We start from the raw sequence: 15,463 nt of genomic DNA, 5'->3' as shown, positions 1-15,463 counted from the left end.
CGGTCCCTCAGTATCCTGCGCGTACCCGCCTGGCTCCCGGGCGAGTCAGGTCCGTTGTGACCGCGATGGCGCCGCGGCGGTCACGTCCCGTACCCGCCCGGGCATCCCGTCCAGCACCGTCCGCACCGCCTGCCCGGTCCAACCAATCCCGTTGCCGCGTACGTGCGCCGTCAATGTCCCATTGACGGCCGTTCGGAACCTGATCCCGAGAAAAGAGGTCTCACCGACGTCCGGCGGGCCGGCGGCGGCCGCCACCACGGCCGACGACCGTCCGAACGGGATCGTGTCCGGTCGCAGTTGTGGAATCAACTCGACGAACGGCACGAACCTCGCGGGGTCGGGGCCACGGCCGGCCACCCGGTCCAGCGTCCATGTCGGATACCGGCTGTAGCGGGCTGCCATGCTCAGCGTCAGGGCTACCGCGCGCAGCTCGGCGGTCGCGGTCAACGGCATGGCCACGTACGCGGGCGCCAGACACGGGCCGGCCATCGTCCGCCAGCGTGGGTTGTCGCGGCGCTCGAACAGCGTGTTGAACAGCAGGTGGTCACCACCGCCGGCGGGCGCGTACGGCGCCAGCTGCTCGGTCAACACCGCGAGCAACCCGGCGAACGGGGTACCCCGCCGCGTCCGGGACCACGCCTGCAGCCGGGCGAAGTCGTCGCGGGGCAGCACCTGCCGGCGCAGTGCGAACGGCGGGCCGGTGGCCTCGGGCGACGGGGCGGCGAGAGCGACGTCCGTCAAAGCGGAGTGCCACCACCGCGCCGCCTCGGCCTCGTACGCGTCGACCACCGCCGCCTCGTACGCCGCGTACTCGCCGTACTGTCCGCTCGGCGGCTCCGGCCGTGGCGCGCCGCACCGGGCGGCGTACAGATCGCCGAGGTCACGCAGGATCCGCCACAGCGTCACCGGGTCGCCGAACAGGTGATGCAGATGCACGGCGAGCAGATGTTTCCGTGGCAGGCACCGGACCAGCCGCAGCACGAGGGGTGTGCGTACGGTCGCGGCCGGGACCGGGTGGTGCAGCAACTCCTCGGCGGACCCGGACCAGCCGTCGAGCAGGTCGACCGACGCCGGGACAGTGTGCTCGACCACCTGCGTGCCCGCGTCGACGTCCACCCGGGCCCGCAACACGTCGTGCCGGGCGACCAGGTCGTTGGCGGCGGCGACCAGGATCCGCAGGTCGAGCGCACCCGCGATCAGCAGGACGGCGTTGACGGTGAACCACGGGTCGGTGGCCCGCCCGGGCCGCGTGCTTTCCCCGGCCACCATGAAGCGCTGCCAGGTCGACAGTGGCCAGACGGTGCTCATCGCCGTACCTCCTTCTCCGTCACAGACCCGATATCAGGTGCTCGGTGAGGTCCGGAACGCGCCGCGCCACGCCACGCAGGGCGGTGTGCGCCCGCGCCAACGCTTCGGCCGGGTATCCCCGGTCGCGCCACTCGTCGAAGGCGATGCCGAACCCGAGCCGCCGCCACAGCTCGCCGTTGCGCCGCTCGTGCTCGCCGAACGGTTCGAGCAGCACCAGCGGGGTCGCCGACCACAGCGAGTCGAGCAGGGTGCCACCGCCCGGTTTGCTGACCACCGCCATCGCGGTACGTGCCAGATCGAACGAGGGGTGATGGCCCCGGCCGGGGACGAAGACGGTCTGGGTACCCGGGCGCAGCCGGCCCAGCGGCGGGTATCCGTCGTCGGTCCACGGCTGCCAGTCCGGGTCGATGAGGTGGTAGCGCACCGCCGGGTCGTCGACCGTGGCGTCCGCGCGCTCGTGCGCGATGACGTCCAGTGTGTAGCCGGCCGCCACCAGGGCGTCCTGCTGGTCGCGGTAGGTGCCCATCCCCCATCCGCCACCGTGCAGCAGCAGGGTCCGGTCCCGGTCCGCCCAGGGCAGCCACGGCGCGCGCGACACCGGGATCGTCACCGGTGTCGACACCCGGTCGGCGTCGGCGAGCCAGATCCGCTCACCCGGGTACGCGGTGGCGTCCTTGAACGACGGCGAGGCGACCGAGTCGACGTGGCACACGACGACGTTGGCGTGTCGTCGGTGCTGGTCGGCGTAGCGGGCGACGACCGGCAACCAGTATCCGGAGAACACGACGAACCGGCGTGGCCGCCGGATCGACCAGTCGACGAACAGTTCGTCGAGGCGATCGCCCGGCACCGCCTCGACCGGGTTGGTCGCGATTCGCTGCCCGGTCAACGCGACCCGGAAGTCGCGGTGAAAGGCCGTCTTCATCGCCGTGGTGGTGGCGAGTTTCGCGGGTGGCAGCAGGCGTTCGAGCACGGTCACCCGCGCCGGCACGTCCCGCTCCCGCAGCCGGTCGGACAGCAGCACGCCGGGGACGTGCACGCCGAGGGCGACCCCGGAGGTGAGTACCTCGATCACGACTCGGTCCCGGCCAGCCGGTCCACGGCCGCCCGCAGGTGGGCGGCGACCAACCTGGCCATCGCCCGGTCGTCCGGGCCGGTCGCCCCACGCGGCACCACTTCGACGGTCATGATCAGGTAGAGGTAGACGCGGTACAGCTCCAGGCGGCACCGGGCCGTCGCGCCGAGCTCCAGCGTCCCGCCAACCGAACGGTAGCCGGCGATCAGGTCCGGGTCGTCCTCCGCCCGCCCGAACAGGCCGAGCGACGGCAACTCGGCGAGCGGATCGCCCCAGAACGCGCGTTCCCCGTCGACCACCCCGGTGACCCGCACCTGATCCGGGTCGACCAGCACGTTGCCCGGCCACAGATCGAAGTGCACCAGAGTCGGTACGGTGACCTCGGCGAGTGCCGGACGGGCCGCAGCGAGCCGGGTGCGCAGCAGCTCGGCGGGCACTGGCAGGTCGACGCCGTACCGGGCCGCATCGGCGAGGACCGCCTCCAGCATGCCGGTGAACGCGGTCGGCCAGTCGGCGGACAGCCCGAGCTGGGGATATCCGAAACCGCCACCGGTGACCGGGCGCAGGCCGATGACCCGGTGCAAGCCGGCGACCGCCGAGCCGAGCTGGCGCCGCAGTCGCGCGGTCTGCTGTTCGGCGAGCCGGCGCTGGCTGGCGAACCAGTTGGCACCGGGCAGTTCGGTCATCAGCAGCCAATCGGCGGGCACCAGGTCACGGTCGGTGCAGATGTGCACGACCTCCGGCACCGGCAACACGGGCGCCGCCGCGCGGTAGAAGGCGGCCTCGGTGCACAGCAGGTCACGCTCGTAGGTCAGGCCCGCGGCCGCCGGCGGCGGCGCGATCTTGAGAACCAGACGTCGATCCCCGCCGGTGACCCGGTACGCGGTGTTGAACGTGCCACCGGAGATTGGTTCGACCAGCGAACCCGACGGTGCGGGTACCCCGGCCCGACGCAGCATCTCGATCAGTCGTGTCCGGTCCGGTCGGATCTGCCGACCGATCCCGTCAACGGTCGTCTCGCTGGCCATCGGACCCCTCCTGATCGGTTGTGGCGCTGTCCTGGATCGCGGTCATCACGGCGACCCGCTCCGCCGCCGCGGCCAGCTCGGCGATACGGGCCGATCCGTCGCCGGCGACGAGTTCGGCGAACCGCCGCAGCTGCCGGTCGTAGTAGAAAACCGGCGGGAAGGACTCGATGGTGGTACCACCGTCGGCGTGGCGTACCGCGATGTTCAACGGCATCGCCGCCACGACCGGCCGCAGGAACGCCCGGACCCGGAGCCGGGCCCGGGTGAGATGGAACTCGTGCTCGGCCACCGGTCTCGGGCCGAACCGGCACGCCAGCTCGGCCCGTACGCCGTCCCGCTCGACGTGGGCGGCGAACTCGACGTCGACCCCGCCCGGCCCGACCCGCACCCGCCGGCCCCCGCCGCGTACGCCGGCCAGGCCGATGGTCGCCTGCACGGCCTGCAGCCAGTAGCTCGCCGTGTCCAGGAAGATGCCGCCGCCGAGGTCGCGACGCAGCCGATACCCGCCGTCGGCCGGCACGGTGAACTCGATGGTCGTCGTCATCGCGTGCAGCTGGCCGTACCTGCCGTCGGCGAGCGTCGCCCGTACCGTGTCCTGCCACGGATGCCCCGCGCAGGGCACCGCCTCGGCGACGAGCACCCCTGCCTCGTCGGCCGCCGACAGTAGCGCCGCGGCCTCGCCGGTGGTCAGGCACAGCGGCTTTTCCACCAGCACGTGCTTGCCCGCGCGCGCGGCGGCCAGCGCCCACCTGGCGTGCGCGGAGTTGTGCAGCGACACGTAGACCGCGTCCAGCGTGGGGTCGGCGATCAGCGCGGCGTAGTCGCGGTGCACCCGTGGCACACCGTGTCGCTCGGCGAACGCCCGCGCCCGGTCCGGATCGCTGGCCGCGACCGCGACCGCCGTGATCCCGCCGATCGCGGAACTCGGCGCGATCACCGCCCGGGCCGCGATCCCGGTCGCCCCGATCAGGCCCAGATCAAGCCGCATGGGCCGACCCCGCCTGGCGCAGGCCAACCGACGCCAACGACGCGAGTACCCGCTGCCGCAACCGTGCCATCTGCCCTGGTACGCAGCGCAGCACGCAGTGCCACCGGGTCACCGGCGTCGCCACGACACCGCCCAGCGGCACACACCCGGGCCGGGCCGGGCCGGCGGCCGTCTCTCCCCTGCCAGCGCCGTACAGCAGGTTGTCGCGGCGTAGCGCAGCCAGCAGCTGACCGGTGGTGATCCCCGGTGGCGCGGTCAACTCGACCTGCCAGAGATGGCAGCGGGCCGGATCGTCCGGTCCGTCGGCGCAGGAGCGGTCCATCTGCACCACCAGCCGGCCGAGCGAGATCCGGGCGTTGACCTCCAGCACCGGCAGAAGTGTGCCGTCGGCGAGCACCATCGCGTCGACCGACAACGGACCCCAGTAGCCGGCGGCGTACGCCCGCCGCGCCACCTCGCCGGCCGCCGCCCGCAGCTGTGGCTCCAGCGGCGCCACCGCCTCGTCGGCCGGTCCGGCGCCGGTGAAGCGGAAACCCCGGTTGTGTACGGAACACACGCCCAGCCACCGCCAGGTCCCGTCGCGGCTCAGCTCGCCATGCGCGGACAGGTCGTGCCGCTTGGCGTAGTGCCGTTGCACGAGCAGTTCGACCCGGTTGCCGGCCGCCACCTGCCGGTCCAACACCCGGATGATCGCCCGCAGGACGCCGGGCGAGGCAACGGTCAGACTCCCGCCGCCGGCAACGCCGAACGGATCCTTGACCACCGCCGGAAACCCGGCCCGCGGCACCGCCCGCGCCAGCTCCCCGGTCGAGTGGACCGGCTCTGCCGCACCGACGAACCCGAGTTCGCGCACCAACTCGTTGGACCACGTCTTGGAGTTGACCCGCGCCACGTCCGCCACCGCCGGCAACGAATGTGCCGGCTGGGCCGGTAGCCTACGGGCGAGCGCGGCGATCGGGCCGGTGACCGCGTACGGGACCAGCCGGTGGGTGGCCAACAGCCGTGGTGCGGCGGGGTCACGCGCGAACATTCCGGCCACGGTGTCGGCCGTCGCGGTGCCGGCCACCGGGTGGTTGGCGAACCGCAGGCCGGCCTCGGCCAGCGCCGCGAGCAGCTCGCCGTCCATCGCTCGCCGGGTGACGAGCGTGTCGCCGGGTGCGCACGTCCCCGCGAGCACCTCGTCCATCGCCTCGACCTGGCCCCGCGTCGACGCCGCGAACATGGTCGTTTCCGGCAGTCGGGCGAGATCGTCCGGCCGCCACCACCTCTCGGCGTCGAACGGACCGATCCGCAGAGCCGGCGTCACCGCGCCGCCACGCCGTCCAACGTGGCCACCCAGGCGCCGAAGATCCGCACCGACCGCAACAGGTCCAGGTTCAACGAGTCGTAGTCCAGCTCGACGTCGAACGCGTCCTCCACCCCCAGCAGGAAGGAGATCGCCTGCAGGGAGTCCAGCCCGTACTCCTCGACCAGATCGGCGTCGGTGGCGATGTCGGCCGCTTCGGTGCCGTTCATCAGGACGCCCGCGAGCACGTTCTTGATCGTCGCGTAGATCTCGTCCACCGGTCACACTCCGTTCAGGTACAGCAGGATGCACTTCGAGCAGACCGGCATCATGCCGCCGGCCGACAGGATCTTGCGGACCTCGCGGAACGCCTCGCCACGCCACAGCTCGACGACACCGGTGTCATGCAGGTTGCCGACCACGAACTCGGGGAAGAACTTGCACGAGCTGACGTTGCCGTCGGCGTGCACCTCCAACCGGTTCGACACGGCCAGGCACTTGCTGCGGTGCTGTGCCGGCCGGGAAGTGCCGAGGATGAAGTCCTCCACCTCGTCCGGTTGCAGCTGGGGTTGGTAGCGCACCCGGACCCGCCACCGCCGCTCGGCCAGCCGGGTCATCGACTCGCGCAGCGTGGGCAGCAGTTCGGGGGGCAGCTGGTAGGTATAGGAATGCCAGGTGGGTCTGCTGGTGCCGGTGTCGTTGGCGAGCCAGGCGAAGGACTGCTCGTACAGCTGGTCCATGGCCCGCGCGACCTCGGGGCTGATGTACCACGGGAACTGGAAGTAGACGGTGTTGACGCCCAACTCCTCGGCCCACTGCATGAACTGGTACATCGTGCCGACGGTGGCGTGGGAGACCATGCACGACAACGAGACCTCACCGTCGAAGTCACCGGCGCGTTTGAGCTCGATCATGCGCCGGATGTTCTCGACGGTGCGCGCGAAGGTGCCCGGACCACGGATCGCGTCGTGCTCGTCACCCAATCCGTCGAGGCTGACCAGCAGGTTCAGGTTCGCGCCGATGCGCAGCAGGTCGTCGAGCCGGCGGCGGAACAGCAGGCCGTTGGTGCACATGTTCACCGTACGCGGATAGCGTTCCAGCAATTCGGCCAGCTCGGTGAACCTGGTGTACATCAACGGTTCACCACCCCACAGGAACAGCTTGGCCCGGTTTGCGGCGGTGACCCGCAGCACCTGGTCCACCACCCCGATGTCCAGCTCGGAGCGTTGTTTGACGGAGCTGAAGTCACGGAAGAAGCCCTGCTCGTTCCACTGGTAGCAGTGCACGCACCGCAGGTTGCACCGGTAGGTGAGCTGGAGGCTGACCTCCTGCGGCAGCGGCGCGGCGTAGCCGGGGTCGTCACGCAGGTGTCTGCGTGCCGCCGATCGGATGGAGACCGTGTGCAGGATGTCGGCGAATTCCTTGGTGTTCAAGGTCTTGGTGGTAGCGGGGTGCACGATCTCTCCCATCTGGTGGAGCCGGAGGGACGGGTCCGGCTACGGTGATCCGGCAGCCGCGCGGGCAGCAGCAGGACGGATCCGGCGACGCACAGTCCCGCTGCCGCGATCACCGCGGCGAGCGCGCTCGACGAGCCGAGCGGGCCACTGGCCAGGCCGGCGGCCGTCCCCCCGGTCAGCGCGCCGAGCGGGATCGCCGACGATGTCAGTACGCGCGCCGTGGCGTGTACGGTCGCCTGCCGGTCGGCCGAAGTCACCTGCTGCCGGATGCTGGTGACCACCACCCCCCACGCCGGCATCCACAGCGCGGCGAAGGCGCGGATCGCGAACAGCAGGGCGACCGGCGCGGACACCAGCAGACACAGCGGAAGCGCGGTCCACGCCAGCCCTTCGAGGCAGGTCACCACCAGCGTTCTGCGGGCGCCGAGGAGCCGGGTCAACGGCGTGGCGCCGAACACTCCGAGCAACGCGGCGGCGGCGCCGGTCGCGAGCAACAGACCGGTGCCCGCGCTGGACATGCCGAGTGCGCGGTAGGCGAACAGCAGCAGGACCGCGTCGATGGCGCCGACGCCGAACGCCCGCAGCGCGGAGCTGGTGACCAACGGCCGGAGCAGGGGGTGGTGCCGGGTGTAGCGCAGTCCGTCGCGCACCCGCCTCAGCACCGGCGTTCGGTCCGGTCGGGGCGGGGCGGCAAGCCGGATCCGCGACCGCAGCAGCGCCGACACCAGAAACGGAGCCGCACCGATGACCAGCGCCGCGACCGTGCCGAGTCCGCCGACGACGGCACCGCCGAGTGCGGGACCGACGAGTTTCGACGCGCTGTCCGAGCCCTGTTGACGGGAGTTCGCGCCGACCAGCCGCGCCGGCGGGACCAGCGCTGGCACCATGACCTGACCGCACAGGTCGCTGAAGACGGTGGCGACACCGGCGGCGGCGACCAGGGCGACCACGGGAGCCACCGAGGTGATCCACCCGCTGGCGAGCGCGACCGCCAGCAGCGCGAAGACTCCGCACCGGACCAGTTCGGCGGATACCGTCACGCGCAGCACGTCGGCCCGTACGAGCAGGGCACCGGCGAACAGACCGACGACCGGGTAGGCCAGCCATCCCGCCGCGGCCACCACCCCCACCTCGACGTTCGACGCGTCGAGGAGCAGGATCACCGTGGTCGGTACGGTGAATCCGGTTATCCGGTCACCGATGGCACTGGCGGTCTGGGCCGTCCAGAACAGCGCGAAGTCCCGGTTCACCGTTACCGGACGCGGCTGCCGGGCGACGGGTCTGGCGGACGACGGATCGTCGCCAGCGGTGTCCCGATCCGCCCCGATGCCCGATCCGACACCCAACAGCTACCCCCATGTCACCGACCGTCAATGATCCATGAAATCACATCGATCGATAAGATCGCCAACCGTCTGCGTCCCGCCGTCGCCTCCGCCTCCGCCAGCGAAGCTGGTGGGCCGGCGGGCCGGGCCGTCAGGGCAGCCGGACGACGGCCACCTCCCGCGCAGCCAGTTCCACGGCACCGTCGACAACCCGGCCGATCAGCGCGGTGCCGGCCACGTCGGCGATCGTCACCGGACTGTCGGTGCGGTTGATCAGAAAGACGAAACGCTCGGGCCCCGTCGCGCGGACCACCAGCTCGACCTGGCGACGCACGGCGCGGGGAAGGTCGCTCACCAGACCCGCCCTGGCAGCCAGATCGGCCAGTACCCGCGTCAGGCCCGGATGGCCGAGCCGGGTGGAGACGTAGGCGGCCGAGCCGGCACCGGTGCTGCGGCGGGTGACGGCCGGATGGCCGTCGAGCTCGCCGCCGGCGTAGCGGGCCAGGACCGCGACGTCGGTGCCGGTGATCCGCACGCGTTCGGTCCACAGGGTCGCGACCAGGCCGAGGTCCAGCGGCACCTGCTCGCCGTCGCGCAGTGGCTCGAACTCCTCGATCCGCACTCCGAGCAGGTCGCGCAGCGCGCCGGGGTGGCCGCCGAGCCACACGTGGTCGTTCTCGTCCACGATGCCGGAGAAATAAGTGGCGACCAGGTGGCCGCCGGTGTCGGCGTACCCGCGCAGTCGCTCGGCCGCCGCCGCGCCGAGCAGGTGCAGGATCGGTGCGACGACCATACGGTAGCCCGCCAGCGACGTCCCGTGCGGCACGACGTCCACCCGGATACCGAGGTCGAGGAAGGCCGTGTACCAGTCCAGTGCCTCCTGCCGGTACCGCAGCCGGTCGCTGGGGTGTGAGTCGGCCTCGGCCGCCCACCAGGACTCCCAGTCGAACACGATGGCGGCGGGTGCCGGTTCACGCAGGGAACCCGCGACCGGGGCCAGCTCGCGCAGCAACCCGCCCAGCCGGGTCACCGAACGGAAGACGTCGCTGTCCGGGCCGGCGTGCGGAACCATCGCCGAGTGGTACTTCTCCGCCCCGGCCACCGACTGCCGCCATTGGAAGAAGCACACCGCGTCGGCACCGTGTGCGACGTGCACGAGCGAATCGCGGACCAGCTCGCCGGCCCGCTTCACGAGGTTGACCGGCTGCCAGTTGACCGCGCTGGTGGAGTGCTCCATGAGAAACCACGGCCGCCCGCCGGCGATGTTGCCGACCAGGTTCGCCGAGAACGACAGCTCGTCGAGGGCTTGCGGGCCGGGGGTGACGTAGTGGTCGTTGGAGACGAAGTCGACGTCCCGCGCCCATCCGGCGTAGTTCATGGCCCTGGTCTCGCCGAACACCATGAAGTTGGTCGTGACGGGTACCGACGGCGTGTGCTCGTGCAGGATGTCACGTTCGGCCCGCAGGTACGCCCGTAACGCGTCGCTGGAGAACCGTTTGAAGTCCAGCTGCTGGGTCGGGTTGAGATGGGTGGCCGCCAGCCGCGGTGGCAGGATCTCGGTCCAGCCGCTGTAGCGCTGTGACCAGAACGCCGTACCCCAGGCGTGGTTGAGCACGTCGATGGTGAGGTACCGCGCGCGCAGCCAGTCGCGGAACGCGTTCGCGGCGTCGTCGGAGTAGTCGTACGCGTTGTGGCAGCCGAGTTCGTTGGAGATGTGCCAGGCGGCGAGAGCCGGGTGGTCGGCGTAGCGGCGGGCCATCTCCGCGACCAGCGCCAGCGCGTACGAGCGGAAGACCGGTGACGTCGGGCGCCAGTGCTGGCGGCCACCGGGCCAGATCGTCTCGCCGCGGTGGTCGACCGGCAGAATCTCCGGATGCCGGGTGGTCAGCCAGGGCGGCGGCGACGCCGTCGCGGTGGCCAGGTCGACCGCGATGCCGTTGGCGTGCAGCAGATCCATGATGTCGTCGAGCCAGTCGAAGCACCAGGTGTCCGGCGACGGCTGAATCCGTGCCCAGGCGAAGATGGCCAGGGAGACGATGGTCACCCCGGCCTCGCGCATCAACCGCATGTCCTCGTGCCACACGGAACGGGACCACTGCTCCGGGTTGTAGTCGGCGCCGTACGCCAGGGCCGGGGCGGCACCGGCCGGGCGCCGCAGCCATCGGGGGCGGTTGCTCACGTCTGAGTGCTCCTCGCTGGTCCTGGGTTGTCCCGGGCCGCCACTCGCCCGGCGTAGCGGCACCGGTCAGGCGAGCGTGAAGCCCTGGTCCCGGCCGTACTTGACGCAGGCGTCCTGCCAGGCCCTCAGTCCGTCGGACAGGGCCGTGTCCGACACGTACGCCTGGCCGACGGTGTCGTTGAAGATGCTGTTGGCGTAGACCTGGAACGGCAGGTACGACCAGCCGGGGACGACGTCCGCCGCGGCCCGGGCCAGGATCTGACCGGAAAAACAACCGTGAGTGGGCAGGCGGCAGCGTCGGGGCGCAGCCCCGACGAGGTTCTGAATTTGTCCGTTGGGTGTGGTGCTGGTCAGGCCGGGTTGAGCTGAACGGTGTGGCCGAGGGCTTCGAGCTGGCGGATGAGGCTACGGGTCTTGCGGTGCTTGTTGATATGGGTGGCGTAGTGGTCCGGGCCGAGATCGATGAAGCTAGCGGTCGGGTCGGCCAGGATGTGCCAGACGATCGTCAGGATGGATCTGGCGATCGCGACCAGGGCTCTGGCTTTGCCTCGGCGTTTGACCAGGCGCCGGTAGCGTTCGCCGAGGAAGGTGTCGGTGCGGGCGGCTGCCGCGGCGGCGTCACCGAGCACACTTTTAAGGTAGGGGCTGCCACGGCCGGTGGGTCCGCGGCGGGTCTTTGACCCGGACTGCATGGTGCGTGGGGACAGTTTCGTCCAGGACACCAGGTGGCCAGCGGTGGGGAACTGGGCCATGTTCCCGCCGGTCTCCGCGATGATGATCTGAGCGACCCGAGGTCCGACACCAGGGATCTCGTCGAGCCGCTCCAAGACCGAAGGCTGATGGGCCGCAGGAGGACAGTCCTCACCAGTACCCGTCGGAGGCAGTGCGGCGATTAGCTGGTCGATGATCACGGTGAGCTTGTCGATCTCGACGTCAAGGGCATCGATCTGCTGCAGCAGGACGACAGCGATCGTGGCGTGATGGTCGTCGAAACGGCCGGTCAACGCCTCAACCAGAGCGGGACGTTTGACCCGTAGCTTGCCCAGGGCCAGCTCGGCCAGTCGGCGGGGATCGCGTTCACCCGCGACGAGAGCGTCGATCATCGCTCTTCCGGACAGCCCGAGGAAGTTGGTAGCCACCGTGGACAGCTTGATCAAAGCGTCTTCCAGCAGCTTGTCCAAGCGCAGCTTGTAGCGGGTCCGGTCCGCGACGAGGTCGTGGCGCAGCCGGGTGTAGTCGCGGATGTCCCGGATCGCCTTCGGCGGCACGAACGAGGGCCGCAGCATCCCACGCTCGTTGAGCTTGGCCAGCCAGACCGCGTCGAGCTTGTCGGTCTTGGGTCGGCCCGGGACCTGCTTGACGTCGTTGGCGTTGACCAGCCACACGGTCACCCCGTGGGCTTCCAGGATGTAGTAGAACGGTCGCCAGTAGTCGCCGGTCGACTCCAGAACGACACGTTCGATCTGATCGGTGACCAACCGCTGGGCCAAGGCGCAGAGCTCGTTGGTCGTGGACACGACGTCCCAGACCAGCGTCACCCTGCGGTGAGGCTGAGTCGGATGCGGTAGCCGGGTACAGACCTTGCCGGATGCCTTCGCGACGTCGATGGCCGCGACCCGGCTCAACCGGATCTCATGGTCGGGGTCGTGGATCTCTTCAGGTTCTCGTGACATGCCACCGGGCTCCATACGGGCAGAAGGGGGTGGGAGGTCGCCCGTGGGCCACGGTCGGGAACCAAGAAATCTGACCGGCGTGCTCGAAGCAACAGTGTGCGACCCATCGAGGTCGGGCCCCGCGCCAGACTCGTTAACGGCTTCAAGTGCCAAGATCCCATCGGCGTCGGCGGGCGACCGTACCGCAGTTTTTCACGCCATAGCGGCGTGCTCGGCACAGGGTGACTCGTTGACCTTCTGCCCGCCGAAGTACTCGAGCTGCCTGCCGATGAAGGCGTCCGACGTCAGCTGGTCGTTGGTCGCCGGGAAGGCGCCGTTGTCGACCCGGATCTGGGCCCCCTCGCCGACGGTGGCGAACGTCATGAACCCGTACGCCAGCGCGTTGTTCGTGCCCGCCTTCGGAATCGCCAGCGAGCTGCCGCCGTTCTCCGACGTCGCGGAGCCGCCCGCGGTCCACTGCGGCATCGGCGCGACGCGCCAGTCGCCGCTGGCGGCGGCAACCCCGGACTCCAGGTTGGCCGGCATCCATGCGCCGATGACCAGCGTGGCGATGCTGCCGTCGGCCAGGCCCTTGTACCAGCCATCGCTCCAGGAACCCACCGGCGCGAGCAGCTCCTGGCTGATCAGCTGCTGCCACAGGGCGACGAACCTGGTGGAGCCCGCATCGGCGAGATCGATCGTGACAGTCGTGCCGTCCACGGTGAACGGCGTGCCGCCGGCCTGCCAGATCATGCTGGTGGTGAAGCCGGCGTCGCCGATGTCGTTGGTGATGTACGCCGTCGGGTCGGCCGCGTGCAGCTTCGCGGCGGCGGCGAGGTACTCGTCCCAGGTGGCGGGGACGGTGATCCCGTGCTTGTCGAAGACCCTCTTGTTGTAGAACAGGGCCATCGGGCCGGAGTCCATCGGGAGACCGAACAGGCCTCCCCCGGTCCTGACCGATGCCCACGGGCCGGGGGTGAACGTCGCGTCGAGGGCGTCCGCGCCGAACGCGGTCAGGTCGGTCAGGGACTCGCCGAGCGCGAACTGCGGCAGCGCGAAGTACTCGATCTGGGCCAGGTCGGGCACCCCGGAGCCGGCCGAGATCGCGTTCTGCAGCGCCTGGTACTGGTCGTTGCTCGTACCGGCGTTGACCAGGTTCACGGTGACCTTGGGGTACCTGGCCTGGAACGCGGTGACGACCTGCTGGAGGGTCGGCTCCCACGCCCACACGACGATGGTGCCGCCGGCGGCCAGCGCGGCGTCGACGTCGGCGGCGGACGCGCCCGCCGGGTCGTCCGTCGTGTCGTCGCCGCACGCGGCCAGGGCGGCGGACGCGGCGACGGCGGTCGTGACGGCGGCGGTTCCGCGCAGGAATGTGCGTCGGTTGATCATCACGGGTCCTCTTTCGGGTGCGGGTCAGTCCTTCACGCCGCCAGCGGTCAGGCCGGACCGCCAGTAGCGCTGCAGGAGAAGGAAGACGAGCAGAAGCGGAACGATGGTGAGCAGCGATCCGGTGATCACGAGGTGGAAGATGGCCTGCCCGCCGGCCGTCGCGGCCTGGTCGTTCCATGCGTGCAGGCCCAGGGTCAACGGGTACCAGTCCGGGTTCTTGAGCATGATCAGCGGCAGGAAGTAGTTGTTCCAGGTGGCGACCATGGTGAACAGCGCCACGGTCACGACGCCCGGACCCAGCAGCGGCACGCACACGCGCAGAAAGGTGCGCAGCTCGCCGGCGCCGTCGACGCGGGCCGCCTCGATCAGCTCGGTGGGGACCGCCTCGGCGGTGAAGGTCCACATGAGGTAGAGCCCGAACGGGGAGACGAGCGACGGGATGATGACCGCCCACGGGGTGTTGGTCAACCCGAGCTCGGCGAACATGAGGAACGTCGGCACCGCCAATGCGGTTCCCGGCACCGCCACCGCGCCGATGACCACGGCGAAGACGCCACGTTTGCCGGGGAAGTCGAACTTCGCCAGCGCGTAGCCGCCCAGCGTGGCCAGCGCGGTCGCTCCCCCGGCGCCGAGCACGACGTAGAGCAGGGTGTTGCCCAGCCAGCGGACGAAGACGCCGTCGTCGTAGGTGAGGGTGTCGCGGACGTTGTCCCAGAGCGCGACGTCGTCGGAGAACCACAGCCCGAACGAGCTGAACAGTCCCTCCTGGGTCTTCGTCGCGTTGATCGCCAGCCACACCAGCGGGATCAGGCTGTAGACCAGCATGACGCCGGTCAGCGCGGTGAGCAGCGGACTGCGGCGGCGCGTCATCGCCGGCGCTCCTCTCGCGTGCCGCGCAACTGCACGGTGCAGGCCACCGCGGCGGTGAGGACGCCCATGACGATCGCGACCGTCGCGGCGTAGTTGTACTGCTGGCCGGCGAACGACAGCGAGTAGGCGTACAGGTTGGGTGTGTACGACGTCGTGATGGTGTTCGGCGCCAGCTTCTGCAGGATGCTGGGCTCGTTGAACAGCTGGAACGTCCCGATGATCGAGAAGATCGTGGCAATCAGCAGCGCACCGCGGATCGCCGGCAGCTTGATGGCGCGGATCACCTGCAGCTGCCCGGCCCCGTCCAGCGCGGCCGCCTCGTACAGCGCTTTCGGGACGACCCGCAGCGCGCTGTAGAAGATCAGCATGTTGTAGCCGAGGAACTCCCAGGTCACGATGTTGCCGATGGAGGCGAGCAGCCAGCGCGGACCCAGCGGGTCGGGCAGGGTCAGTCCCAGTACGTCGTTGACGTTGCCGATCAGGCCGAACTGGCTGCCGTACATGAAGCCCCACATGAGGGTGGCGACGACGGCCGGCACCGCGTACGGCATGAAGATCGTGATCCGGAAGAACGCCTTGCCGTAGAGACGCCCGCTGTCGATGGCCAGCGCCACCAGCAGCGCGAGGAACAGCATGATCGGGACCTGGACCACGAGGAACACCGCCACCCGTCCGACCGACGACCAGAACTGCTGGTCCGTGAAGGCCGTGCGGTAGTTGTCGAGCCCGACGAAGCTGGTCCCACCGATCAGCCTGGTCCGGAACAAGCTCAGGTAGATCGCGTACGCGATGGGCGCGACGAAGACGAAGGTGAACACGGCCATGAACGGACCGATGAACGCCCACCCCGTCCAGCTGCGGCGCTGCCGCTGGGCCATGCCGCCCCTTCCCGGATCCACCATCT

Annotated in this window: 13 protein-coding genes; all 13 read right to left on the bottom strand. The window is 70.2% G+C overall.

Annotation, left to right across the window (positions count from 1 at the left end; genetic code table 11):
- Positions 1 to 45: 45 nt before the first annotated feature.
- Entirely contained in the window at positions 46 to 1,308 is a 1,263-nt protein-coding gene (locus ACN27F_RS33825) for a condensation domain-containing protein (RefSeq protein ID WP_421439719.1), read from the bottom strand.
- Positions 1,309 to 1,327: 19 nt separating this feature from the next.
- Complete coding sequence (locus tag ACN27F_RS33820; RefSeq protein WP_421439717.1) at positions 1,328 to 2,383, bottom strand: hypothetical protein; 1,056 nt, start codon at positions 2,381 to 2,383, stop codon at positions 1,328 to 1,330.
- Entirely contained in the window at positions 2,380 to 3,411 is a 1,032-nt protein-coding gene (locus tag ACN27F_RS33815) for a phosphotransferase family protein (RefSeq protein ID WP_421439716.1), read from the bottom strand. Before ACN27F_RS33815 ends, ACN27F_RS33820 begins: the two co-directional genes overlap by 4 nt.
- Positions 3,389 to 4,399: a Gfo/Idh/MocA family protein gene (locus ACN27F_RS33810; RefSeq protein ID WP_421439714.1), complete on the bottom strand. Its 1,011-nt coding sequence runs from the start codon at positions 4,397 to 4,399 to the stop codon at positions 3,389 to 3,391. The genes ACN27F_RS33815 and ACN27F_RS33810 overlap by 23 nt, the downstream gene beginning before the upstream one ends.
- Positions 4,389 to 5,705: a hypothetical protein gene (locus ACN27F_RS33805; protein ID WP_421439713.1), complete on the bottom strand. Its 1,317-nt coding sequence runs from the start codon at positions 5,703 to 5,705 to the stop codon at positions 4,389 to 4,391. Before ACN27F_RS33805 ends, ACN27F_RS33810 begins: the two co-directional genes overlap by 11 nt.
- Entirely contained in the window at positions 5,702 to 5,962 is a 261-nt protein-coding gene (locus ACN27F_RS33800) for an acyl carrier protein (protein WP_421439711.1), read from the bottom strand. Before ACN27F_RS33800 ends, ACN27F_RS33805 begins: the two co-directional genes overlap by 4 nt.
- Before the next feature lie 3 nt (positions 5,963 to 5,965).
- The gene (locus tag ACN27F_RS33795) at positions 5,966 to 7,153 is read right to left on the bottom strand and encodes a radical SAM protein (RefSeq protein WP_421439709.1); all 1,188 of its coding nucleotides are present in this window, start codon (positions 7,151 to 7,153) and stop codon (positions 5,966 to 5,968) included.
- On the bottom strand, positions 7,114 to 8,487 hold the full coding sequence (locus ACN27F_RS33790) for an MFS transporter (protein WP_421439707.1): 1,374 nt from the start codon (positions 8,485 to 8,487) through the stop codon (positions 7,114 to 7,116). The genes ACN27F_RS33795 and ACN27F_RS33790 overlap by 40 nt, the downstream gene beginning before the upstream one ends.
- A gap of 130 nt (positions 8,488 to 8,617) precedes the next feature.
- Positions 8,618 to 10,645 (bottom strand): beta-galactosidase, encoded by a 2,028-nt coding sequence (locus ACN27F_RS33785; RefSeq protein ID WP_421439705.1) that lies wholly within the window; start codon positions 10,643 to 10,645, stop codon positions 8,618 to 8,620.
- Between the two features lie 350 nt (positions 10,646 to 10,995).
- The gene (locus ACN27F_RS33780) at positions 10,996 to 12,318 is read right to left on the bottom strand and encodes an IS110 family transposase (protein WP_421434390.1); all 1,323 of its coding nucleotides are present in this window, start codon (positions 12,316 to 12,318) and stop codon (positions 10,996 to 10,998) included.
- Positions 12,319 to 12,510: 192 nt separating this feature from the next.
- Positions 12,511 to 13,689: an extracellular solute-binding protein gene (locus ACN27F_RS33775; protein WP_421439703.1), complete on the bottom strand. Its 1,179-nt coding sequence runs from the start codon at positions 13,687 to 13,689 to the stop codon at positions 12,511 to 12,513.
- Between the two features lie 24 nt (positions 13,690 to 13,713).
- Entirely contained in the window at positions 13,714 to 14,559 is an 846-nt protein-coding gene (locus ACN27F_RS33770; RefSeq protein WP_421439701.1) for a carbohydrate ABC transporter permease, read from the bottom strand.
- A complete protein-coding gene (locus ACN27F_RS33765) occupies positions 14,556 to 15,437 on the bottom strand; it encodes a carbohydrate ABC transporter permease (RefSeq protein ID WP_421439700.1) in 882 nt (293 codons plus the stop codon). Before ACN27F_RS33765 ends, ACN27F_RS33770 begins: the two co-directional genes overlap by 4 nt.
- Positions 15,438 to 15,463 lie beyond the last annotated feature (26 nt).

Source organism: Solwaraspora sp. WMMB335, from assembly GCF_049179075.1.
GTDB lineage: Bacteria > Actinomycetota > Actinomycetes > Mycobacteriales > Micromonosporaceae > Micromonospora_E.
This window is presented reverse-complemented; position numbering and strand designations above follow the sequence as displayed.

What these genes read in the sequence shown, in the direction of transcription:
- ACN27F_RS33825 (WP_421439719.1), bottom strand. Translation starts at nt 1,308, where the DNA reads ATGAGCACCGTCTGGCCACTGTCGACCTGGCAGCGCTTCATGGTGGCC.
- ACN27F_RS33815 (WP_421439716.1), bottom strand. Translation starts at nt 3,411, where the DNA reads ATGGCCAGCGAGACGACCGTTGACGGGATCGGTCGGCAGATCCGACCG.
- ACN27F_RS33810 (WP_421439714.1), bottom strand. Translation starts at nt 4,399, where the DNA reads ATGCGGCTTGATCTGGGCCTGATCGGGGCGACCGGGATCGCGGCCCGG.
- ACN27F_RS33795 (WP_421439709.1), bottom strand. Translation starts at nt 7,153, where the DNA reads ATGGGAGAGATCGTGCACCCCGCTACCACCAAGACCTTGAACACCAAG.
- ACN27F_RS33780 (WP_421434390.1), bottom strand. Translation starts at nt 12,318, where the DNA reads ATGTCACGAGAACCTGAAGAGATCCACGACCCCGACCATGAGATCCGG.
- ACN27F_RS33775 (WP_421439703.1), bottom strand. Translation starts at nt 13,689, where the DNA reads ATGATCAACCGACGCACATTCCTGCGCGGAACCGCCGCCGTCACGACC.
- ACN27F_RS33770 (WP_421439701.1), bottom strand. Translation starts at nt 14,559, where the DNA reads ATGACGCGCCGCCGCAGTCCGCTGCTCACCGCGCTGACCGGCGTCATG.
- ACN27F_RS33765 (WP_421439700.1), bottom strand. Translation starts at nt 15,437, where the DNA reads ATGGCCCAGCGGCAGCGCCGCAGCTGGACGGGGTGGGCGTTCATCGGT.